This is a genomic window from Nocardia sp. NBC_01327, assembly GCF_035958815.1.
In the GTDB taxonomy this organism is placed as follows: domain Bacteria; phylum Actinomycetota; class Actinomycetes; order Mycobacteriales; family Mycobacteriaceae; genus Nocardia.
In genome coordinates this window covers 3,593,880-3,613,448 of the sequence record NZ_CP108383.1, presented here as the reverse complement: position 1 = coordinate 3,613,448, position 19,569 = coordinate 3,593,880, and the positions used below count along the sequence as shown (strand labels likewise).

23 protein-coding genes are annotated in these 19,569 nt (G+C 66.5%); 9 read left to right on the top strand and 14 right to left on the bottom strand.

The annotated features are described in order from the left end of the window. The first annotated feature begins 123 nt into the window (after nucleotides 1-123). Nucleotides 124-789 (top strand): DUF998 domain-containing protein, encoded by a 666-nt coding sequence (locus tag OG326_RS16185; protein WP_327145460.1) that lies wholly within the window; start codon nucleotides 124-126, stop codon nucleotides 787-789. Here the strand turns inward: OG326_RS16185 and OG326_RS16180 are convergent. After that, a complete protein-coding gene (locus OG326_RS16180) occupies nucleotides 741-1,304 on the bottom strand; it encodes a GlcG/HbpS family heme-binding protein (RefSeq protein WP_327145459.1) in 564 nt (187 codons plus the stop codon). The genes OG326_RS16185 and OG326_RS16180 overlap by 49 nt on opposite strands. A gap of 216 nt (nucleotides 1,305-1,520) precedes the next feature. On the opposite strand from OG326_RS16180, the gene OG326_RS16175 reads away from it, so the two are divergent. Then, nucleotides 1,521-2,621, top strand: a complete 1,101-nt coding sequence (locus OG326_RS16175; protein WP_327145458.1) for a sensor histidine kinase — start codon at nucleotides 1,521-1,523, stop codon at nucleotides 2,619-2,621. Continuing rightward, the gene (locus OG326_RS16170; RefSeq protein ID WP_327145457.1) at nucleotides 2,618-3,253 is read left to right on the top strand and encodes a response regulator transcription factor; all 636 of its coding nucleotides are present in this window, start codon (nucleotides 2,618-2,620) and stop codon (nucleotides 3,251-3,253) included. Before OG326_RS16175 ends, OG326_RS16170 begins: the two co-directional genes overlap by 4 nt. A 69-nt stretch (nucleotides 3,254-3,322) precedes the next feature. On the opposite strand, the gene OG326_RS16165 is transcribed toward OG326_RS16170, so the two are convergent. From OG326_RS16165 to OG326_RS16155, 3 genes are all read right to left on the bottom strand, one after another. Next, nucleotides 3,323-3,622, bottom strand: a complete 300-nt coding sequence (locus OG326_RS16165; protein ID WP_327145456.1) for a hypothetical protein — start codon at nucleotides 3,620-3,622, stop codon at nucleotides 3,323-3,325. 207 nt (nucleotides 3,623-3,829) lie between these two features. Next, a complete protein-coding gene (locus OG326_RS16160; RefSeq protein ID WP_327145455.1) occupies nucleotides 3,830-5,149 on the bottom strand; it encodes an MFS transporter in 1,320 nt (439 codons plus the stop codon). Between the two features lie 7 nt (nucleotides 5,150-5,156). Beyond that, complete coding sequence (locus tag OG326_RS16155; protein WP_327145454.1) at nucleotides 5,157-6,377, bottom strand: M20 metallopeptidase family protein; 1,221 nt, start codon at nucleotides 6,375-6,377, stop codon at nucleotides 5,157-5,159. 95 nt (nucleotides 6,378-6,472) lie between these two features. Here OG326_RS16155 and OG326_RS16150 point away from each other — a divergent pair, with 95 nt between their 5' ends. Continuing rightward, complete coding sequence (locus OG326_RS16150; protein WP_327145453.1) at nucleotides 6,473-7,522, top strand: Lrp/AsnC family transcriptional regulator; 1,050 nt, start codon at nucleotides 6,473-6,475, stop codon at nucleotides 7,520-7,522. Here OG326_RS16150 and OG326_RS16145 read toward each other — a convergent pair. The 6 genes from OG326_RS16145 to OG326_RS16120 all read right to left on the bottom strand — a co-directional run bounded on the left by OG326_RS16145 (nucleotide 7,513) and on the right by OG326_RS16120 (nucleotide 11,670). Beyond that, on the bottom strand, nucleotides 7,513-8,487 hold the full coding sequence (locus OG326_RS16145) for a sigma-70 family RNA polymerase sigma factor (RefSeq protein ID WP_327145452.1): 975 nt from the start codon (nucleotides 8,485-8,487) through the stop codon (nucleotides 7,513-7,515). The genes OG326_RS16150 and OG326_RS16145 overlap by 10 nt on opposite strands. Next, entirely contained in the window at nucleotides 8,471-9,928 is a 1,458-nt protein-coding gene (locus OG326_RS16140; protein WP_327145451.1) for an MFS transporter, read from the bottom strand. The genes OG326_RS16145 and OG326_RS16140 overlap by 17 nt, the downstream gene beginning before the upstream one ends. An 11-nt stretch (nucleotides 9,929-9,939) precedes the next feature. Further along, nucleotides 9,940-10,239, bottom strand: a complete 300-nt coding sequence (locus tag OG326_RS16135) for an antibiotic biosynthesis monooxygenase (RefSeq protein ID WP_327145450.1) — start codon at nucleotides 10,237-10,239, stop codon at nucleotides 9,940-9,942. Nucleotides 10,240-10,311: 72 nt separating this feature from the next. Continuing rightward, entirely contained in the window at nucleotides 10,312-10,887 is a 576-nt protein-coding gene (locus OG326_RS16130; protein ID WP_327145449.1) for a DUF6529 family protein, read from the bottom strand. A 44-nt stretch (nucleotides 10,888-10,931) separates the two neighbouring features. Further along, the gene (locus OG326_RS16125; protein WP_327145448.1) at nucleotides 10,932-11,288 is read right to left on the bottom strand and encodes a cupredoxin domain-containing protein; all 357 of its coding nucleotides are present in this window, start codon (nucleotides 11,286-11,288) and stop codon (nucleotides 10,932-10,934) included. Between the two features lie 91 nt (nucleotides 11,289-11,379). Next, nucleotides 11,380-11,670, bottom strand: a complete 291-nt coding sequence (locus OG326_RS16120) for a three-helix bundle dimerization domain-containing protein (RefSeq protein WP_327145447.1) — start codon at nucleotides 11,668-11,670, stop codon at nucleotides 11,380-11,382. Nucleotides 11,671-12,078: 408 nt separating this feature from the next. Between OG326_RS16120 and OG326_RS16115 the strand changes: the two genes are divergently transcribed. Then, on the top strand, nucleotides 12,079-13,056 hold the full coding sequence (locus OG326_RS16115; protein WP_327145446.1) for an SDR family NAD(P)-dependent oxidoreductase: 978 nt from the start codon (nucleotides 12,079-12,081) through the stop codon (nucleotides 13,054-13,056). Between the two features lie 16 nt (nucleotides 13,057-13,072). Further along, a complete protein-coding gene (locus OG326_RS16110) occupies nucleotides 13,073-13,249 on the top strand; it encodes a hypothetical protein (protein WP_327145445.1) in 177 nt (58 codons plus the stop codon). A gap of 95 nt (nucleotides 13,250-13,344) precedes the next feature. Here OG326_RS16110 and acs read toward each other — a convergent pair whose 3' ends face one another. The 4 genes from acs to OG326_RS16090 form a co-directional block, all read right to left on the bottom strand. Next, a complete protein-coding gene (gene acs / locus OG326_RS16105) occupies nucleotides 13,345-15,279 on the bottom strand; it encodes an acetate--CoA ligase (protein ID WP_327145444.1) in 1,935 nt (644 codons plus the stop codon). Nucleotides 15,280-15,308: 29 nt separating this feature from the next. Beyond that, a complete protein-coding gene (locus tag OG326_RS16100; RefSeq protein WP_327145443.1) occupies nucleotides 15,309-15,833 on the bottom strand; it encodes an alpha/beta hydrolase fold domain-containing protein in 525 nt (174 codons plus the stop codon). After that, nucleotides 15,755-16,267: an alpha/beta hydrolase gene (locus OG326_RS16095; RefSeq protein WP_327145442.1), complete on the bottom strand. Its 513-nt coding sequence runs from the start codon at nucleotides 16,265-16,267 to the stop codon at nucleotides 15,755-15,757. Before OG326_RS16095 ends, OG326_RS16100 begins: the two co-directional genes overlap by 79 nt. Nucleotides 16,268-16,355: 88 nt before the next feature. After that, nucleotides 16,356-17,024 (bottom strand): TetR/AcrR family transcriptional regulator, encoded by a 669-nt coding sequence (locus OG326_RS16090; protein WP_327145441.1) that lies wholly within the window; start codon nucleotides 17,022-17,024, stop codon nucleotides 16,356-16,358. A gap of 140 nt (nucleotides 17,025-17,164) precedes the next feature. Between OG326_RS16090 and OG326_RS16085 the strand changes: the two genes are divergently transcribed. From OG326_RS16085 to OG326_RS16075, 3 genes are read left to right on the top strand one after another with little or no spacing between them, the layout of a single operon-like run. Further along, nucleotides 17,165-17,293, top strand: coding sequence for a hypothetical protein (locus OG326_RS16085; RefSeq protein ID WP_327145440.1), 129 nt, complete (start codon nucleotides 17,165-17,167; stop codon nucleotides 17,291-17,293). A 53-nt stretch (nucleotides 17,294-17,346) separates the two neighbouring features. After that, nucleotides 17,347-18,318, top strand: coding sequence for an alpha/beta hydrolase (locus OG326_RS16080; protein ID WP_327145439.1), 972 nt, complete (start codon nucleotides 17,347-17,349; stop codon nucleotides 18,316-18,318). Nucleotides 18,319-18,327: 9 nt separating this feature from the next. Beyond that, entirely contained in the window at nucleotides 18,328-19,365 is a 1,038-nt protein-coding gene (locus OG326_RS16075) for a PucR family transcriptional regulator (protein WP_327145438.1), read from the top strand. The last annotated feature ends 204 nt before the right edge of the window (nucleotides 19,366-19,569 follow it).

Genomic DNA, 19,569 nt, shown 5'->3' with positions numbered 1-19,569 from the left:
CACGGGATGATTGCGTCGGCACCGCAATCCGCCGCGCACTGAAGGCAAATGATCAGCTACTGGATGCCGAGGCGCAACGGGGCGCGCACAGGCCGCGACGACACCGACAACCACGGAGGAGCCTTGAATGCTCGAACACGTCAGGTAGCGATCGGCGGTATCGCGTGGATCCTGGTGGCGCAGTACTTCGTCATGCTGGTCGTCTCGCAGAGTCGATGGACCACCCCGTACAGCTGGTCGCGCAATGCGATCAGCGATCTTGGTGCCGCGACATGCCATCGTTCCGATCAACTCGATACGTGGGTGTGCTCGCCATGGCACGTCGCGACCAATATCTCGTGGACGATCGCCGGGGTGTGTATGTGCGTGGGTGCAGCACTCGTGAAACCCGCGCTGCCGCCGAGTCGCATCGGCGTGCTGGGTCTGGGATTGGTCTTCCTCGCGGGAATCGGCCTGTGCCTGGTCGCATTCAATCCCGAGGACACCGCCAAGACCATGCACGTGCTGGGCGCGACAATCGCGATCGGCAGTCTCGCCGCCGGGACATTCCTGATCGGTGCGGTGCTGTGGCGAGCAGACCGGAACCGCCTCGGGGCCTTGGGATTAGCCTTGGGGACGACAGCGATCGTGGGAATCGGCTTCATGCTGGCCAAGATCGGCGGACCCGCGCAGTTCGGATTGTGGGAGCGCGTCGCCGCCTTCCCCGGCCTGCTGTATCTGATCGCCTTCGGCGTCCGGATTCAGCGACCGAGTACCGCCGCGCCCGCCTGCGCGAACTTCTCGTCCTGATCGCCACTCGGCGCGCCCGCCACACCGATACCGGCGACCGGCGCGCCCTTGGCGACCACCGGTGCGCCGCCGGCCAGGAACAATGTCCCCGGAATATCCGCCAGTTGCGGCGCGGACGACAACCGCTCCACCAGCTTGGAGGTGGGCGCATTCCACGACACCGCCGTAAATGCCTTCTCCCGAGCCGAATCGAACGACTGCGGTCCCGCACCGTCCCCGCGCAGCACCACGATGGTGTTGCCGTCGCGATCCACCACGGCCACGCTGACGCGCTGATTCTCCTGCCGCGCCGCATCCAGCGCCGCCTGCGCGGCTTTGGTGGCAGCCGCCACGGTGAGATGCGTACTCTGCTGCAGATTTCCCTCCGCCGCGTCCGCGACGACGGGCGACGTGGTTCCGGGCTCGGTGCTGTCCGCAGTGGACGCCACCACGCCGACGACTCCCGCGGTCACCGCCACTGCCGCCACCCCGCCGATGAGAATTCGAGTACGGGTGGATACCTGCTTGTCGCTCATGCCATTTCCTCACGATCGCGCTCGGTTCGGGCCGATCGGCCCGTTCCCGATCCATCCTGCGAGCCCGCGCCGCACCTGCCATCGACGTCCCGGCCAGTGTCCGCGCCCCACCCGGCCGACCCAGGTATCAGCCGATCGGTTGACCCGCACACCCACCCGCGCCAGGCACAATGACACTGTTTGCCCAGTTCGCCATCGATCCGAGGAGGTACCGAAGTGGCACCCAGCGCCGATTCGCGCCGCCTCGGCCTGATCATGGACGCTGCCTTCTACATCTTGCTGGCGGCCTCGCTGGCCCGCTTTCTCATCCGGCACCACGAAACGCCGCGCGCCCCGTGGGTGATCGCGCTCTCCCTCGGATTGGCCGTGCTGTACGTCCTGGGCTCCCGGCGCACGGTGTGGTTCGTTCCGGTGGTCGCGGTCTGGGCGGTCCTGGTGATCCTCGGTCCGAGCTTCGCCTGGTGTGCGGTACCACTGCTGTATCTCGCCCTGCGCATGCTGCCGCTACGCGTGGCATTGGGATTGGTGGTGCTGCTGACCGGGCTGGTGGTGGTCACCCAGGTGCGTTTGGCGGGCTGGCTGGATCCGAATGTGCTCTTGGCGCCGCCCGCGGTGGCCGCCGTCGCCACCGCGGTTTTCGTGCACATGCAACGGCAGACCGATCGTGAGGCGGCGCTCGAACGGCGTGCGGGGATGCTGGCGGAGCGCCAGCGGCTGGCCATGGAGATCCATGACACGCTGGCACAGGGGCTTTCGAGTCAGCGGATGCTGCTGCAGGCCGCCGAGCGGGTGTGGGCGGACGATCCGGCCCGGGCCCGGGAACATGTGGGCACCGCGGCCGAGATCGCCGACCGGAATCTCGCGGAGGCCCGGCGGTTCGTGCACGATCTCGCGCCCGCGGAATTGGCCGAAAACGGTTCGCTCACTGCGGCTTTGCGCACCCTGGCTGGGCGTGAGAGTAGTGATGCCCTCACGGTGAGTTTCCAGTCCGACGGCGTCCCGGCCGACCTGCCCGCGCGCGTGGAATCGACGCTATTGCGCATTGCCCAGGGCGCGTTGGCGAATGTGCGGGAGCATGCGCGCGCCACCACCGCCACGATCACGCTGACCTACCTGGGCGATCAGGTCGCCCTCGATATTGCCGACGACGGTTGCGGTTTCGACCCCGAGCGCCCCGCCGTCGCCGCCGCCGAGCGAGGTCACGGGCTCCCCGCCGTGCGCGCCCGCCTGCGGCAGTTCGGCGGCACCCTGACCATTGAATCCGCGCTGGGCGAGGGCACAGTGCTCTCCGCCGCCATCCCCCTGGAGACGAGATGACGGATTCCCCTGTGCGCCTGCTCATCTGCGATGACCACGCGGTGGTGCGCGCGGGGCTGCTGGCGCTGCTCTCGAGCACGCCGGGCATCGAGGTGATCGGCGAAGCGGGCAGCGGCGCGCAGGCGGTCACACTGGCCGATCGCCTGCGCCCCGACGTGGTCCTCATGGACCTGCAACTCGGCGCGGATATGGACGGCGCGGAAGCCACCCGCCGAATCACCGAACTCCCCGCTCCCACACCCCGTGTCCTCGTTCTGACCACCTATGACACCGACGCCGACATCACCCGCGCCATCGCCGCCGGCGCCACCGGCTACCTCCTCAAAGCCGAAAGCCCCGAGGAACTGTTCACCGCGATTCAGGCTGCCGCCCAAGGCCGTACGACACTCTCGCCACCGGTGGCCCACCGTGTCATGGCGCACCTGCGCAACCCGCGGCCCACCCTCACCGCCCGCGAATTGGACATTCTCGCCCAACTCGCGCGCGGCCTGGGCAATCGCGATATCGCTCGCGCCCTGCACATCAGCGAGGCCACCGTGAAAACCCACCTCGGGCGCATCTACGACAAACTCGCCGTCGACACCCGCGCCGCCGCCGTAGCGGTGGCGAAGGAACAGCGCCTGCTGCCCTGACGGAATCCTCTGAATCCGTTGGCTGGACCTCCTGCTCACCGCATACGAGCGGGAGCAGGAGGTCGAATGTCAGATGCCCGAGACGCCCTGGCCCTGCTGGGAAATGACGAAGCCGCCTTCACCATTGGGGTCCTGACCGGTATCGAGGACCTTGTCGTCCAAGAATGCGGCGGCCTGCTGATCCAGGAACACTCGCGATCCCTCGGCGGTCACGACCTGATCCTGCTCGGCCGGCACCGGAGCGACGGCAAGCTGCAGCGTGGCGGAGTCGTCCGCCGTGAAGATTCGCAGTCCGGCCTCCTCCGGCATGCCCTCCGCATGCGTGAGAGTGCGAACCACCTCGATGGCAGTGGGGGTGAGCGTCAACATAAGTCTGGTTCCTTCCCGCTGTCGTGAAAGTCAGCCAGGTAATCGGCAAACTCCGGTTCCGCGGGGCAGCCTCCGACACGGTCGTCATCGGTGTTCGAAGGCACCACCGCGTTCTCCAGGGGTAGCCATCGCTTGCTTCGCGAAACAAAATTTTTCGGCCGCCGCCCCATTTCCCCTGCTCGGAGCCCGAATTCTGATCCCATCCGGTCAGTCGAGCGGCGCATCGGCGGTCTCCGGTGTCCACGCCGCCACCGCCGCGCTGATCAGCATGAGGACGAGCACGTATCCGGCGAAGAGGTTGGTGCGGCCCGAGGTGGTCAACCAGGTTTGCAGATAGGGCGCGGTGCCGCCGAAGACGGCGGTTGCGAGCGCCGCGCCGAAACCGCTTCCGGTGGCGCGCATCCCGGCCGGGAACAGTTCCGCGTATACCGCCGGAACGACCGCCGCGAACGGGGCCAGGAACGCCATTGCGAGAAACAGTGCGACGGCCATGGACCAGGCACCCCCGCGTAGCAGCGCCATCGCGGGGAAGACCACGACCGCGGTGCCGAGGAACGACAGCAGCAGCAATGGGCGCCGGCCTATTCGATCCGACGCGATACCGCACAGCGGCAGCAGCGCGATGAGGAACACCGAGGCCAGTACGCTGATCCACAGCACCTGAGATGCCGGAATCCGGTGTGCGGCAACGGCTTGCGCCGGTGTGCCGATCACCCAGAGATAGAAGGCGACGGTACCGCCGATGGTCAGCCCGAATGCTCGGGCGCACCCGGCGCGCTGCTGCCACAGGCCCCGCAGGAGCCGGCCACCCGCGCCGGTGCGCGCGATGACGCGGGTTTCCGGCAGTCGCAATCGCATCACCAGCGTGTAGATGCCCACCACGCCGCCCAATACGAACGGCAGTCGCCAGCCCCAGGACTCCATCTGCGCCTTGCTCAGCAGACCCGACAGCACGGCGCCGAGAACCGTCGCCGCCACGATCCCGGTCGTCCCCGACACATAGACGAAGCTGGCCCAGCGGCCCCGCCGACCCGGCGGTGCGGATTCGGCGAGATAGGTTTGCACGGCAGGCATTTCGCCACCGTGCCCGAGGCCCTGCGCCAGCCGCGCGAGGACGAGCAGGACCGGGGCCGCCACGCCGATCGCGGCATGGGCGGGCGCGATACCGATCAGCAGGCTACCGGCGGCGGCGAGCGCGATCGCCCCGACCAGCGCCGGGCGGCGCCCCCGCCGATCGGCGTACCAGCCGAACACCAGGCTGCCGACCGGCCGGATGACAAACCCGACGGCGAAGACGACCAACGCCGACAGCAAGGCCAGGGTGCCGGTTCTGGAGGGGAAGAACGCGTGGGCGAAAAACGGTGAGAAGGTTCCGAAGATCGCCCAGTCGTACCATTCGAGCGCATTGCCGACACCGGTCGAGGCGAGAGTGCGCCATGGTCGAGAGACCGCATCGCTTGCGGCGGAACTGGATTGGATGAGCGGAAGCGTGCGGACGGGTTGCGGGGCGGAGCTGATATCGGACATGAGCGGCCTATGCGGTGTGGGCGTCGGCGGTCAGCCGAGCGGCGGCGGCCAGTCTGCGGGCGGCGATCTCGGCATGCAGCAGCGCGCCGTCGGTGAGCACCGAATCGTCGAAAACCGCGTAGGGCGAATGATTGTCGAAGGCGTGGGCGGGATCTCGTTCCGGTGGGCACGCACCGAGCAGGATCATCGCTCCCGGTACCCGGTCGAGGACCCGGCAGAAGTCCTCTCCGGCGCAGAGTGGTTGCGGCAGATCGCGATACCGCTGCGCCCCGTGCACCTCGGCCGCCACCCTCGCGACGAAATCGGCCTCGTCCGGGTCATTGGCCGTCACGTCCAGGTACTCGACCACACCCGGATCCGCGGTCACACCGTGTGCTCGGGCGATCGCGCGGCACACTTCGGAGAAACCCTCCCGCAGCGCGTCGCGGGTGCGCACATCGTGCCAGCGCAGCGTGCCGAGCAGTTCAGCGCGCTCCGGAATGACGTTCCCGGCGGCGCCCGCGTGCATGCTTCCGATGGTGAGCACCGCCGTATCGGCCGGGTCGACGGTCCGGGTGAGAAGACCCGGCAGCGCACCGACCACGGCCGCCGCGGCGGGGATCGGATCCCGGACCAGGTGCGGGGCCGAGCCGTGCCCGCCGGTGCCGTGCACGGTCACCGACAGCAGGTCGGCGCCTGCCATCAGGGGTCCCCTGCGGGTGGTGAAGATGCCGTGCGGGAATCGCGCCGACATGACGTGCATCGCATAGGCCGCCACCGGGAGCGACCCGGCCGCCTCCAGCGCGCCCTCGGCGATCATCTTCGCCGCGCCGTCCTCGCCCTCTTCGCCGGGTTGGAACATGAAGACCACATCGCCGGTGAGCCCATGCCGTCGCGCACTGAGCAGCCGGGCGGCGCCGACCAGCATCGCGGTGTGCAGATCGTGCCCGCAGGCATGCATCGCGCCATTGCCCGAGGCGTAGTCGAGCCCGGTGCGTTCCGCCACGGGCAGTGCGTCCATATCGCCCCGCAGCAGTACCGAGGGTCCCGGCCGGCCGCCGCGGAGCACGGCGGTCACCGATCCGATATCGCGGCCGAGGGTGATCTCGAGTGGCAGCCCGGCGAGCGCGTCGAGCACCCGCTGCCTGGTGCGGGGCAATCGCAGTCCGACCTCCGGGTCGGCATGCAGCTCGCGGCGCAGCCGGACCAGATCATGGTGGAGCACAAGCCTTTTCTGTGATGTTCGCATTGCCGAGTCCTCCTGAGATGCGGAATCGTGACAGGATGGCGAGGCCTGTCGAAGAATGCGTAAATCCGCAGGATCTTCGAGGAATCGGGGTGGGGATGCAGGATTCTGCCAGCACGCTGGACGAGCTGGATCTGATGCTGATCAACTGCCTCGAGATCGCTCCGCGTGCCACCTGGCAACGAATCGGCGCGGCGCTGGACGTCGACCCCGTCACGGTGGCGCGGCGCTGGCAACGGCTCAGCGCCGCCAGGGCGGCCTGGGTCGGCGGCCGCGCCACCGGTGTGCCGGACGCCTGTCAGGCCATCGTCCTGGTCAGCTGCGCCAACGGGGCGGTGAACGCCACCGCGCAGCGGCTGGCCCGCTGGCCGCACGTCCTCAGTGTCGAGCACATCAGCGGCGATCACGATCTCTCGCTGCTGATCAATGTGCCTGGGCTGGTGGCACTCTCGCGGCTGTTGCTGGAATCGCTGTCGGCGGTGCCCGGGGTGGCCGCGACCAGCACGATGCTGGTGACGCGGGTGTACCGGATGGGCGACCAATGGCAGCTGAACGCACTGGACGCCGCGCAGCGGTCCCGTCTGATGGACGGTGTGCGGCCGTGGCCCGTGCGCCCACCGCCGACACGGCCGCTCGATGCCGTCGATCGCACCCTGATCCTCCGATTGGGGCAGGATGGCCGCACCCCGCTGGCCGAGCTGGCGAACGAAACCTGCCTGAGTATCAGCACAATTCGCCGACGGCTCGACCGTATGATCACCGACGGGCAGCTGGTGCTGCGCTGCGATCTGGCTCTGTCGCTGTCGAGCTGGCCGGTGGGCATGTGGCTGTGGGCGCGGGCCGATCCGAACGACCGGGCGACCGTCGAGGCGTTGCTCCGAGTGCCGGGGGCCCGCGTGTGCATGCGGGTCTCCGGCGGCGAGCCGAATCTCGCCGTCGGATTCTCACTGCAGACCATGCACGAGGTGCTCGTGGTCGAGTCGCGGCTCTCGGCCGAGGCACCGCGACTGACGATCCTCGGCACATCGATCGTGCTGCGTTTCATCAAACGCATGGGGCGCGTGCTGGATTCGGCCGGACGCAGCGCGGAGACGGTCCCGATGGCAATCTGGACCGACCCCGACGACCTATCGCATGGTCATGAATGACTCCGATCCGGAGGGAGCCGGTCGGGAAGGCCGAACGCTGGGAACAGGGCCGGATCCAGGAAGGCGGCGACGCGGGAGATTCCTTCGGGGACAACGGTCAGCACGTGAATGGCGTGAGCGCGCCAGTCTCCGGTGGTGTCGCGGATGTACAGGGCGAGGGCCGGCTGTCCGTTCGCCGACATCGGCTGAACCAGGGCGGCGCCCAGTTCCCGCATCCGGCTTCCGAGAAAGGCCACCGTGGTCGCCCGGTCCGCGAACCAGAGCGGGTCCGGCGGCATCTCCCAGGTGACGTCGTCGGTGAGCGCTGCCACTAGCCCTCGGACATCCGCGTTCTCGAACGCGGCCGCGTATCGGTCGAGCAGCTCTCGCTGCCGAGCCTGGGTCGGTTCGGTCAAACCTTCTTCGGTGACGGGTAATTGGGCGCGGGCGCGCTGCAGCGCGCTGTTGACCGCGGCCACGGTCATCTCGAGCGCGACCGCGACTTCCGTTGCGTGCCACTCGAGTACGTCACGGAGTATGAGCACGGCCCGCTGCCGGGCAGGCAGGGTCTGCAGCGCCGCCACCAGCGCCAGGCGGGTGCTCTGTCGCGTTATCACCACCGAGGCCGGGTCGGACGTGATCAGCCGGTCGGGGAACGGTGCCAGCCAGTGCACCTCCGGGCCGCGCACGCCCGCATCGGTGCCCGGTGGCCCCAGACCCGACGGCAGCGGGCGATATCTGGCGCGTTCCAGCGCCCGGAGCGAGGCCCTCGTGGCAATCCGATACATCCAGGTGCGCAATGACGAACGGCCTTCGAAACGGTCGTAGGACCGCCATGCATCGAGGTAGACCTGCTGGACCACTTCCTCGGCATCGTGCAGTGAGCCGAGCATCCGGTAGCAGTAGCCGATCAACTCACGCCGCAGCGGCTCGGCCGACCGGGCGAAGTCCTCGTCACGCGAGCGATCCTCAATGTCCGTGTTCATGGCTGCCTCCCATTGTGGTCGTAGCCGCACGCTGTGTCCGAGGTCGGCGCTGCCGTGGGCGCGGGATGGCGACAATGACGCCCAGAGCCGCGGCGACGGCGATGACCGCATATCCGCCGTGCACGCCGTGCAGGAAGTCGGCGTGCGCGCCCAACAGGACGGTGGACGCCGAGGCGATCACCACCGAACCACCGAACTCGCGCGAGGTCTCCATGAGACCCGAAGCCGCACCGAAATCGGTATCGGACACCTCGGTGAGGGCCGCGATCTGCACCGACGGCGCGAACAGGCCGACGGCCACACCGGCGATCACCAACGTGGGCAGTAGGGAAACGGCGAAATGCGGATGCTGCGGAATGACCATCAGCCCCAGGGCGCTGACCACCATCAATATCGACGCCAGCCCGATCAACCGGCGGGGACCGAAGCGTTTTGCCAGGACTGCGCCGGTCAGGCCCGCGAATACGAATCCGGTGCCCGAGGTCAGCAGCCACACCACGCCGGTCTTCGTCGGTGAGTAGTGCAGTTGCTGCTGCATCAGCAGGGTCGTCAGGAAGATGAAGGCGAAGAAGCTGCCGTAACCGGTGGCCGCCGCCAGATTCGCCTGCACTACCGGCCGGTTCGCCAGCAGCGACGGTGGGATGAGCGGACTTCGGCTGCGCGATTCCGACCAGACGAACACCATCAGTGTCGCGATCGCCGCAGCGGCGAGCGCGAGTGTTGTCGCCGAGGTCCACCCGTCCACCACGCCCCGGTTCAGCGCATACAGGCCCAGCATCGATCCGCCCGTCACCGCCAGGGCGCTGCGCGGCTCGAAACTGGCTCCGCGACGGACGATTCGGTGGCCGCGCAGCAACACCACGGTGGCCGCCACCAGCACCGCGCCGATCGGCACATTGACGAAGAAGACCCACTGCCAGCCGGGACCATCGGTCAGGAAGCCGCCGGCCAGCACGCCCACCGAGGCGGCCGCGCCGCCGAGCGCGCCATAGATTCCGAGAGCGCCGTTGCGTTCCCTTCCCTCCGGGAAGGTGTCCGCGACGACCGCGAGCGCCGACGGCGCGATCAGTGCTGCCCCGACCCCCTGAGCCGCACGGGATGCGATCAACATCGTTGTGCTGGTGGATAATCCGGCGAGCAGCGACGCCAGCGTGAAGATCATCAGGCCGGCCAGGAGGACGCGCCGCCGCCCGAGCATGTCGCCGACCCGCCCGGCCAGCAGCAGCAGGCCGCCGAACGGCACGCTGTACCCGATGACGACCCACTGCAGGGCGTCCTCACCGAGCCCGAGGTCCAGGGCCATCCTCGGCAGCGACACATTGACGATCGTCAGGTCGACCACCGTGATGAACATGGCGGCGCACGCCAGCGCCAACACCCGGTAGCGGCTGCGCACCGCCTGCTCCGTTCCGGAGTCCAATGCCGTTTGCATGCTTCTCATTTCTTCGCCCCTCATTCGATTCCGTAGGTGCCGACAACGGCCGCCCGCAGCACCGTCGCGGGTCCGACCAGGCGGGCGGGAAACTCCGCATGAAACGCCGCGAAGGCGCACGAATCCCCGAATGGGTCTGCCGTGCCGTCGAATACGGCGATGTGCACGAATCCCACACCGTCCTCGAGCCGGAAAACCTGATAGCGCAATCCGCCCGGATCTCGTGCGTTGAGCTCCTCGACAACCCGCTCGGCAAGCCGTTGATTGTGTTCCGCGGAATCGGCCCTGGTTCGGTACTGCACCACGATCGCTGCGGTCATCTCGATCACCTCCTGCATGGATAGAGGCAACGACAGACCGGAACTAATCGCGGCGCGGTGTGACTGTTCCGATCAGCGGGAGAAGCCGACGGTGTGGAACCACCACAGGGCCGCCGCCGACCAGGCGAGGACGAAGGTTCCGAAGACGAGGGCGCCCAGGACCGGCACCAGCCAGGCGGGTGCGTTGCGCAGGCGCAATGCCAGCATCTTGGCGGCGAACGCGCCGTAGAAGGCGATGCCGGCGATCGAGTGCACCAGGATGCGCGGTGGGATGCCGTCGTCCAGGTGGAAGCCGAAGCTGTAGAGGCAGTAGTAGCCCACCGGGAGGCTTGCGGTGAAGGTGAGCGCACCGGCGATGCGGTGGTAGCGATGGACCCAGCGGCCCGCGTGCCACCGGTAAATCCATACGGCCGTGAGCAATTGGGCCAGGATGAAGACCAGGACCAGGCTGCTCAGATATGCCTTGAAGGTTTGCGGCGCGGAGAAGCCCCAGGTGGGCAGTGGCCGCGGGACGGGCCCGAAGTGGGTGCCGAGCACTCCGAGCGTCACCGCGATCGCGGCGCCGGTCAGCAGCACGGCCACCGCGATCAGTTGCCGGACAGCGGTATTCGGCACGACGCCCGCCGGGCCCGATACGGTCGACTTCATACAGACAGATACGGCAACGGGTTACGCGGTTATCGCTCGAACACTCACCAGACCTGGATGGTCCCGAAGCAGCCCTTGCCCGCACTCCCCGACACCCAGGGCGTCTCGAGCTCGAAGGGAATCGGGCCCGGGGGCTGCGGGCCGATCTCGACCCGGGTGTGCGGGTTGAAGTACGCGCTCGGCAGGATCACCCGAATGCCCAGCGCGGGAATCCGGAACTGGGACGTGTCGGTGAACTGGAACGTGGTGTCGATATCGATATCGAACGGGGTATTCGCGGGCACCCCGACCTCGGTCGTCGAGCAGTAGCCGTTGTGGAACCCGAGCTGCACGATCGGTAGCGGGTCCGCGTGCGCGGGCGACGCTCCGATCAGCAGCACGGCGAGAACGCTCGCCGGCACGGCTCCGAACACACCTCGGTGAATGCCCCGCATGGTCGATCCCTCTCGTTCCTGACCGATAGGACCCTCCCAGGGACAATACGCCGCAACCTCACCCTCGAATGCGAACCGGAGATACTGGTTGCACCCGATCCCATAGCGGGTCACCCGCCGCGGCGAGCGGGTTGCCGATGGCCGAGCTGTAGGACACCCGCCGGCTCAACTGCCGCTCCGCAATCCGCTCCACCAGCAGCGGTATGAATTCCCGAACCCGATGACCGTTGAATTCGCGGTGTATCCCGCGCACTTCCTCACCGACCACCCGCTCCGCCAGATGAGGGAATTTGTCGGCCAGCCGGCCGACGAGCTCACTGATCTGCCGCTCCTCTTCGGATGCGCTCATGCTCTGATTTCGCCTCCATACACCAACGGATGACGCCGATAACCAAACCCTCATCAGGTCCCCGGCGACGGCCCCGCCCGGGCCGCATCCCTGTAGTCTCGCGGCTACCGCCGAGCACATCTACTTCGAATTCGTTTGTGGCACAACACGTCAGCGAATCGGCACCACAGGTCCTCGACAGTGACACCTGCAAGCGACAAATGAAATTGCAGCTGCACGCCTACGAACGACGGACGTGCGCACGTCCGCGCCGCCGGATTCACCGGCTTGCCAGCCGATTGTCGTCAACAGCACCGCGTCGACCATTCGGGCTGAATAGCCGACAGATGACAGGTGCCCATTCTTGGTCGTTCACGCAGAATCGTCTCTGTGGCAGAGCAATTCGCCACCGAATGAAAGGACGACCGAATGGGCCGAGAACGCTTTGCAGGAAAGACCGCCATCGTCACGGGAGCGGGTCGGGGAATAGGGCGGGATACAGCGCTGCTATTGGCGCGCGAAGGCGCCCGGGTCGTGGTGAACGATCTCGGCGGCGAACCGGACGGCACGGGAAACAATCGGTCGGTGGCGCAGGCCGTGGTCGAGGAAATCCGCGCTGCGGGCGGCGAAGCCGTCGCCGAGACGTCGAGCGTCGACAGCATGGCCGGCGGTAAAGCCGTGGTAGACGCGGCCATGGACGCGTTCGGGCGGATCGATATCCTCGTCAACAACGCCGGCATCATTCGCCCGACGCGGATCGACCAGATGAGTGAAGAAGACTTCGATTTGGTGCTGGCGGTCAATCTCAAGGGCTACTTCGCTACCGTGCGCCACGCCGCTCCGCATCTGATGGCGCGGGGCGGCTCGATCGTGAATCTTTCGTCTCCGTCCGGAATCGGGCACTACGGCATGGGCAATTATTCCGCCGCGAAGGAGGGCGTCGTCGGATTCTCACGCACGGTGGCACGCGATCTCGGCGAGTTCGGCGTACGCAGCAATGTAATTCGCCCGATTACCGCAAACAGCAATATGGCGACGCCGGAGAATATGGCGAGCCTGAGCTACGCGGTGGAAGCCCTGGGGATACCTCCACTGGCAAATATGTGGATGGACGGTGGGGGCGCACCGTTCGCCGTGGACCCGCATTCCGCGCACGCCGCTGCCGCGATCGGCTGGCTCTGCACGGAGGAGGCGCACTCGATCAATGGTCGCGAGCTCTTCATCGCGGGCTGTCACATCGCGTTCTACCAGGAGCCCGAGCTGATTCGCTCTCGGTTTCACCAGGCGGGCTGGGATCTCGATTCGCTGTGCCTCCCCGGAACGACCACAGCCCTCACCTGGGACCAGCGAAATCTCTTCGACGGATCGGCCAGGGTCGAGCACGAGCCCATCGTGAAATCTCGATGACCTGAACGGAGTCGTTGTGGCACAGCGGAAGTCATGCGATCCCAGCCAGGAGTCGCGGCCGGTCTGCGATTCGGAATTGCCGAGGTCCGAGCGGGCCCGGTTGCAGGAGCTGGAGCTGCGGGTCCGGGAGTTGGAGCAGGAGAACCTGTTTCTCAGCAGATCGGTCGCCTACTTCGCGAAGAAGCGCCGGTAACACCGCAAGTGCAGCACACGCCGACCGGCGCCCGCCCAATTCGCTACCGCGGTAGCAGAATTGGGCGGGCGCCGGTCGTCCTGTCGTACCCGAGCTCACCGACCCCGAACCGCGTCGAGCACCTTGGGATCGACCAGGGCCGAGGTATCGCCGAGATCGCGGCCTTCGGCGATGTCACGCAGGAGACGCCGCATGATCTTGCCCGAGCGGGTCTTGGGCAGCTCCGGCACAACGGTGATCTGCTGCGGCTTCGCGATCGGCGAGAGCTCGGCGGAGACCTGTGCCCGCAGTTCCGCGATCAGCGCCTGACCGCTGTTCTCGGCGCCTTCGCGCAGGATCACGAACGCGACGATGCTCTGACCGGTCATCTCGTCCGCGGCGCCGACCACGGCGGCCTCGGCGATGGCGTGGTGTCCGGCGAGTGCGGATTCGACCTCGAAGGTGGAGATCCGGTGCCCGGAGACGTTCATGACGTCATCGACACGTCCGAGAACCCACAGCGCGCCGTCCTCGTCGTACTTGGCGCCGTCGCCGGCGAAGTACCAGCCCTCCTCCGCATAGCGGGACCAGTAGGTCTCGCGAAAGCGGTCCATATCGCCCCAGATACCGCGCAGCATCGACGGCCACGGCTGGTCGAGAACCAGATAGCCGCTGCCGCCGGGACCGACGGGCATGGCGTCGCCGTCGACGATCCGCACCGAGATGCCGGGCAGCGGCGCCATCGCGGATCCGGGTTTGGTGGCGGTGACGCCGGGCAGCGGCGAGATCATGATCGCGCCGGTCTCCGTCTGCCACCACGTGTCCACGATCGGGGTCCGGCCGCCTCCCAGGACGTCACGGAACCAGCGCCATGCCTCGGGATTGATCGGTTCGCCGACCGAGCCGAGCAGTCGAAGCGACGTCAGGTCGTGCGCGTCGGGGATATCGCGCCCCCACTTCATGAAGGTGCGCACCAGCGTGGGTGCGGTGTAGTAGAGGGAGACGCCGTACTTCTCGATGATCCGGAAGTGGCGATGCTCGTCGGGAAAGTTGGGCGTGCCCTCGTAGACCACCTGGGTGACGCCATTCGACAAGGGGCCGTACACGATATAGCTGTGGCCGGTGATCCAGCCGATATCCGCGGTGCACCAGTACACGTCTCGACCGGCAGTGTGGTCGAAAACGCTGTGGTGCGTGGACGACACCTGCGTCAGGTACCCGCCGGAGGTGTGGACAATGCCCTTGGGCTTACCGGTGGTGCCCGACGTATACAGGATGAACAGCGGATGCTCGGCGTCGAACGGCTGCGCCACATGCTCGGCGGACGCTTTCTCGACGGTCTCGTGCCACCACAGGTCCCGGCCTTCGGTGAGGTCGACATCGACGCCGGACCGCTTGACCAGCAACACATTTCGCACCGACTCCGCGCCTTCGACCGCCTCGTCCACGGCAGGCTTGAGCGGGACCGCCCGGCCGCGCCGCCACTGACCGTCGACGGTGACCACGAGCTTGGCCTCGGCGTCGTCGATACGTGAGCGCAGCGCGGTCGCGGCGAACCCGGCGAACACCACCGAATGGGTCAGACCCAGGCGCGCGCATGCGAGCATCGTCACGATCGCCTCGGGGATCATCGGCATGTAGATGGCCACGCGGTCCCCGGGGACGAGGCCGAGATCGGTGAAAGTGTTTGCCGCCCGGCAGACTTCGGCGAGCAGGTCGCGGTAGGTGATGTCGCGGCTGTCGCCCGGCTCCCCCTCGAAATGGATCGCGACGCGATCTCCGTTACCGGCGAACACGTGCCGGTCGACGCAGTTGTACGCGACATTCAACTCGCCGCCGGTGAACCATTTCGCGACAGGCGCGTCCGACCAGTCGAGGACCTCGGTCCACTTCTGGTGCCAGTGCAGGCGCTGCGCCTGATCTGCCCAGAACGCCAGGCGATCGGCGGCCGCGGCGGCATACAATTCCGGTCCCGCATTGGCGGTCGCGGCGAACTCGGCGTTCGGCGGATATACCTCTGCGACATCGGGTTCGGATCCATTGGTGGTCATACCGATCGTGCTCTCTTCTTCGTGGGTGATCACTGCACTCCAGGGACGCCGAGTGCCCGCCCCAAGACGATCTGCGCCTCGTGGACCTCACGCTGACTCACCGCCGCGTTCTTCACGAGACCGGATCCGTGGAAGGTGCCCGGAAAGAGATGCAGCTCAACCGATACCCCGGCGTCGAGCAACGCTTGCGCATAGGCGATGTTCTCGTCGCGCAGCGGGTCGAATTGCATGACCGAGATATAGGTGGGAGGCAGGCCTGACAGATCGACGGCCCGAGCCGGCGCGGCGTACGGCGGCACGGCGTCGGTACCCCGGATGCCCTTACCGAGGTAGGCATCCCAGCTCTCCTCGACAGCCGCGCGATTCAGGATCGGGGTGTCGGTGAAGGTCCGCATACTCTTGGTGATCATTCGGTCGTCGATCTCCGGCACGCCGAGATATTGGAACACCGGGGAGGGGCCGCCCCGATCGCGTGTCAGCAGGGCGAGGGCGGAACACAGTCCGCCGCCTGCGCTATCTCCTTGAATCGCAATGTTTTCCGGATCGATGCCCAATGCGTCAGCGTTCTTCGTGACCCACAGCAGTCCGGCATAGCAGTCTCTTCCAGACCTGCGGGAAACGGGTTCTCCGGAGCAAGTCGATACTCCACCGCGATCACGACAACGCCCAGATTTCGAGCCAGGACAACATTGGCGTCGTCACGCATCGAAGCGAATCCGACGGTGTACCGGCCGCCGTGAATGTAGTAGACGGCGCCCGAACTTCGCCGCGCGTCGGGAGTAATGGTCCGCAGGGCGATGTCCGGCGCATCAGCAGGTCCGGCAACCGACAGTTCGCGGATCCGAACCCCGGAGAGATCTATTTCTCCCGCATTTGCCGTGTACTCGGCAAGTTGTTCTCGAACCTCTGTGAGAGACCGGTTTCCGGAACTCTGATCCGGTAGCAGAGCAAGCATCGGCGCAAGCTCAGGATCGAATTCGTATGTCATGCAGGCAATCCTGCGCGAAACCGAACATGCCGTGCATCCGCCGAGCGTCGGAAATCGCAGCACAACTCCCGACGAATACGCGGATCCGTCAGGAACCGATGCGCTCCTGAGGCGAAGTCCGCGATACGCGGATCGGGGCGTCCAGAGTTCCTGTGCCCCGAAGCCAATCCGGCAACATGCTCGCGACTACCGAAGCCAGGCCATCGGCATCGTGATCCGAGTCTTGGAGCCAGGCCAGGAACAGCCCGAGTATCCCGCCCACCAGAAAGGTCGCGGCCTGTGCGGGGTCGAGACCCTCGGGTTTGGCGCCGACCCGGCCGATCGCTTCGGCCAGATGCTCGACCAGGGTGGTGCCCAGTTCAGCCAGGACCGGGACCTGAACGTCCGCGATGAGCACGGCCGAACAGAGTCGGCGGTGCCGGCCGAGATGGACGAAAAGCTCCTCGAAGCTTGCGGCAGTTGCCATTTCGGGTGCGATATCCGCGTTCGCCCGGCCGCCGCCCAGTGGTTCGAAATCGTCGAGTATCGCCCGGAACGCGGCGACGCCCACCTCGTCGGCGCCCGTGAAGTGCTTGTAGAAGGCACTGCGGCTCACCCCCGCTTCGCGTGCCAGCGAGGATACGGTCGGCGCGATCTCGCCGGTTTCGAGCTGCCGCTCGAATGCCGCGAGCAATTGCTGCCGAGTCCGCACCGACCGCGGGTCCATGGCGTTTCCCTCGCGCATGAACACCGCCGGCGGAATGCCTGTCAGGCCCACCGCATCTCCCTAGTTTCGATGATCCGTTGACGCCGCAGCAATCATATGGTTTCCTCCCAAACACAACAATCTTACAGTTGTCCATTAGTTCGACTGTGACCACTCCCCGAAAGCTGCCCGCACCCCGAACAGGACAGACGATGGCACCAAAAGACATGATCGATCCGGAGCTGACCGCGGTCGTCGCCACGCTGGCGGCGTGCCCGCGGATACCGCGATCCCGCTCCACCGCAGGGCATTTCCGCCACCCGTCGGACCGCCGTCCATGAATGTCCTGCACACGGCGGATGACGTAGGTCACACTCGGGAAGATTATCGATGCATGTCACAATTCCCGACGCTCGATCCCGAACTCGCCGCCTCGATCACCATGCTCCCCGAGGGTGATTTCTCCGACCTGCCGGCGGCACGGACAACCTTGAACGACATGGTCGACACAATGCTGGCCGATCTGTCCTTCGACGGAGTTCTCCTGCAAGAGTTGACGATTCCCGGTCTCGGTGGAGATCCGGATATCGCGGTGCGGTTCTTCACCCCCGACAACGTGCAAGAGCCTCTCCCCGTTCTTCTCTGGATCCACGGCGGCGGATTCGCGGTCGGCACCGCAGCATCGTGCGATCCGTACTGCCTCGACATAGTGCGAGAACTCGGAATCGCCGTGGCGAGTGTCGACTATCGCCTCGCCCCCGAAACTCCCTTCCCCGGCCCGCTCGACGATTGCTACGCAGCCCTGACCCATATCCATGCGCACGCGGCCGAATGGGGAATCGATCCCGCTCGCATCGCCGTCGGCGGTCAGAGCGCGGGTGGCGGACTCGCCGCCGGCACAGTGCTGAAAGCCCGGGATGAAGGGCTTGTTCCGGTCGCCTTCCAGCTCCTCGAAATCCCCGAACTCGACGACAGATTGCACACCGTCTCGATGGCGGAGTTCATCGATACGCCGCTGTGGAACCGGCCCAATGCCATCCTGTCCTGGCGGTATTACCTCGGTGAGTCCTACACCGGCCCAGCGGATCCGAGCGTCTCCCTATACGCGGCGCCGTCACGCGCGACCGATCTCAGCGCACTGCCCCCGACCTATCTGTGCACCATGGAACTCGACCCACTGCGCGACGAAGGGATCGACTACGCCCTGCGGCTGCTCCAGGCCGGCGTCAGTGTCGAGCTGCACTCCTTCTCCGGCACCTTCCACGGATCCGGTTTGGTGGCAACGGCCGAGGTCAGCAGGCGCGCCGCCGCGGAATCACGCAACGCTTTGCGAAGGGGCCTGCGTGTGCCGTCTCCGGTTTTGTAGCGTGACCCGATGCAGGGGCTGATGTACCGGCTTGCCGAACTCGATGCGGATTCGGCAGGCATGGTGCGCGTCATCGATTATTTCGACGCACTTGTCAGGCACGGCGCCGACGCCACCTCTCTGCTCCGCGCAAGCGCCGCACTGGCCGACTGTGTTGTCGGTATCGAAACAACCGGGAAGGTCGGGAGCCGAGACGTGCTCCGCTGCGACCGGCGCGGGCAGTGGTCGCCCCTGCCGCAGCTCGCCCCGACCACCGCGAAGGACATCGTCCTCGGCGACGTGGTCGCGGGAAGGGTCTGGATCGAGCGGCCCGGTGAGAAACTTCCGCTCGACGATATGCTCGTCGACCGCATGGCACTCACCGCCGCCTCGATCCTGCAGCCTCGGCGCCCCCTCACCGATACGGAGCAGACCCGGAATCTGCTCTTCCCCGTGGATGAATTCGCGGTATTGACCGCCTGCGCCGCGCTGCGCATAGAACCGTCGACCGCTGTGCGCGTGCTCGTCTCCACGATGGCCGGGGGTGTGCGCCTGCCCATGTCGGCCGACCCGGCACCCGGTCGATCGACCGGCATCGAGATGGCCGGGGAACATCTCGATCTTGTGCTGGATTCACGCCTGCGGGAATCCGAGCTGTACCAGGCCGCCGCCACGCATTCCGCCTGTGTCGGAATATCTTTGGCGGCCAAGGCTTCGGACGCGCACCTGCTTGTCGGCACCGCCCGATTCGCGCGCAGTCAAACGTCCGAACGCACGCCCGTGGTGTACGCGGACGATCTCGGAGCCCTCGTTCTTCTGACGCCCGGACCCCGGATCGATCACGCCAGGATTCCGGACATCGTCCGGGCCCTGGAACTGAGCAAATCAGAGAGCGGCATCGAACTCCTGGCAACGCTGAGGGTGTACCTCCGATCCGGAACACTCAGAGCCGCAGCGGATTCCATGCACTGCACCACAGCAGTGTGGCGCACCGGCTCGCCAAGCTGTCGCATCATGTCGGGTTCGGCGTCGATGCGATCGAGAATCGGGCGCGCGCAATGGCCATGATCATGGTGCTGGACAACAGATAGCTCCGGTGGACCCCAGGTCCAGCTGGTTGAGGAGATTCTGAATTACGACCCAGGGGTTCATCTGCTGGTCCTTCATCTCGGTTGGTAGCCACCGGCAATCTTTGCCGATCGGTTGTGATGGCAGTCACGGTGTGCTGTCATAAAGATACTCAGATACAGCACTCGTGTCTTTGTATCAGAC

What these genes read in the sequence shown, in the direction of transcription:
- OG326_RS16145 (WP_327145452.1), bottom strand. Translation starts at nt 8,487, where the DNA reads ATGAACACGGACATTGAGGATCGCTCGCGTGACGAGGACTTCGCCCGG.
- OG326_RS16120 (WP_327145447.1), bottom strand. Translation starts at nt 11,670, where the DNA reads ATGAGCGCATCCGAAGAGGAGCGGCAGATCAGTGAGCTCGTCGGCCGG.
- OG326_RS16075 (WP_327145438.1), top strand. Translation starts at nt 18,328, where the DNA reads ATGCAGGGGCTGATGTACCGGCTTGCCGAACTCGATGCGGATTCGGCA.
- OG326_RS16170 (WP_327145457.1), top strand. Translation starts at nt 2,618, where the DNA reads ATGACGGATTCCCCTGTGCGCCTGCTCATCTGCGATGACCACGCGGTG.
- OG326_RS16085 (WP_327145440.1), top strand. Translation starts at nt 17,165, where the DNA reads ATGGCACCAAAAGACATGATCGATCCGGAGCTGACCGCGGTCGTCGCC.
- OG326_RS16130 (WP_327145449.1), bottom strand. Translation starts at nt 10,887, where the DNA reads ATGAAGTCGACCGTATCGGGCCCGGCGGGCGTCGTGCCGAATACCGCT.
- OG326_RS16160 (WP_327145455.1), bottom strand. Translation starts at nt 5,149, where the DNA reads ATGTCCGATATCAGCTCCGCCCCGCAACCCGTCCGCACGCTTCCGCTC.
- OG326_RS16080 (WP_327145439.1), top strand. Translation starts at nt 17,347, where the DNA reads ATGTCACAATTCCCGACGCTCGATCCCGAACTCGCCGCCTCGATCACC.
- OG326_RS16165 (WP_327145456.1), bottom strand. Translation starts at nt 3,622, where the DNA reads ATGTTGACGCTCACCCCCACTGCCATCGAGGTGGTTCGCACTCTCACG.
- OG326_RS16095 (WP_327145442.1), bottom strand. Translation starts at nt 16,267, where the DNA reads ATGACATACGAATTCGATCCTGAGCTTGCGCCGATGCTTGCTCTGCTA.
- OG326_RS16135 (WP_327145450.1), bottom strand. Translation starts at nt 10,239, where the DNA reads ATGACCGCAGCGATCGTGGTGCAGTACCGAACCAGGGCCGATTCCGCG.
- OG326_RS16115 (WP_327145446.1), top strand. Translation starts at nt 12,079, where the DNA reads ATGGGCCGAGAACGCTTTGCAGGAAAGACCGCCATCGTCACGGGAGCG.
- OG326_RS16140 (WP_327145451.1), bottom strand. Translation starts at nt 9,928, where the DNA reads ATGAGAAGCATGCAAACGGCATTGGACTCCGGAACGGAGCAGGCGGTG.
- OG326_RS16150 (WP_327145453.1), top strand. Translation starts at nt 6,473, where the DNA reads ATGCAGGATTCTGCCAGCACGCTGGACGAGCTGGATCTGATGCTGATC.
- acs (WP_327145444.1), bottom strand. Translation starts at nt 15,279, where the DNA reads ATGACCACCAATGGATCCGAACCCGATGTCGCAGAGGTATATCCGCCG.
- OG326_RS16155 (WP_327145454.1), bottom strand. Translation starts at nt 6,377, where the DNA reads ATGCGAACATCACAGAAAAGGCTTGTGCTCCACCATGATCTGGTCCGG.
- OG326_RS16180 (WP_327145459.1), bottom strand. Translation starts at nt 1,304, where the DNA reads ATGAGCGACAAGCAGGTATCCACCCGTACTCGAATTCTCATCGGCGGG.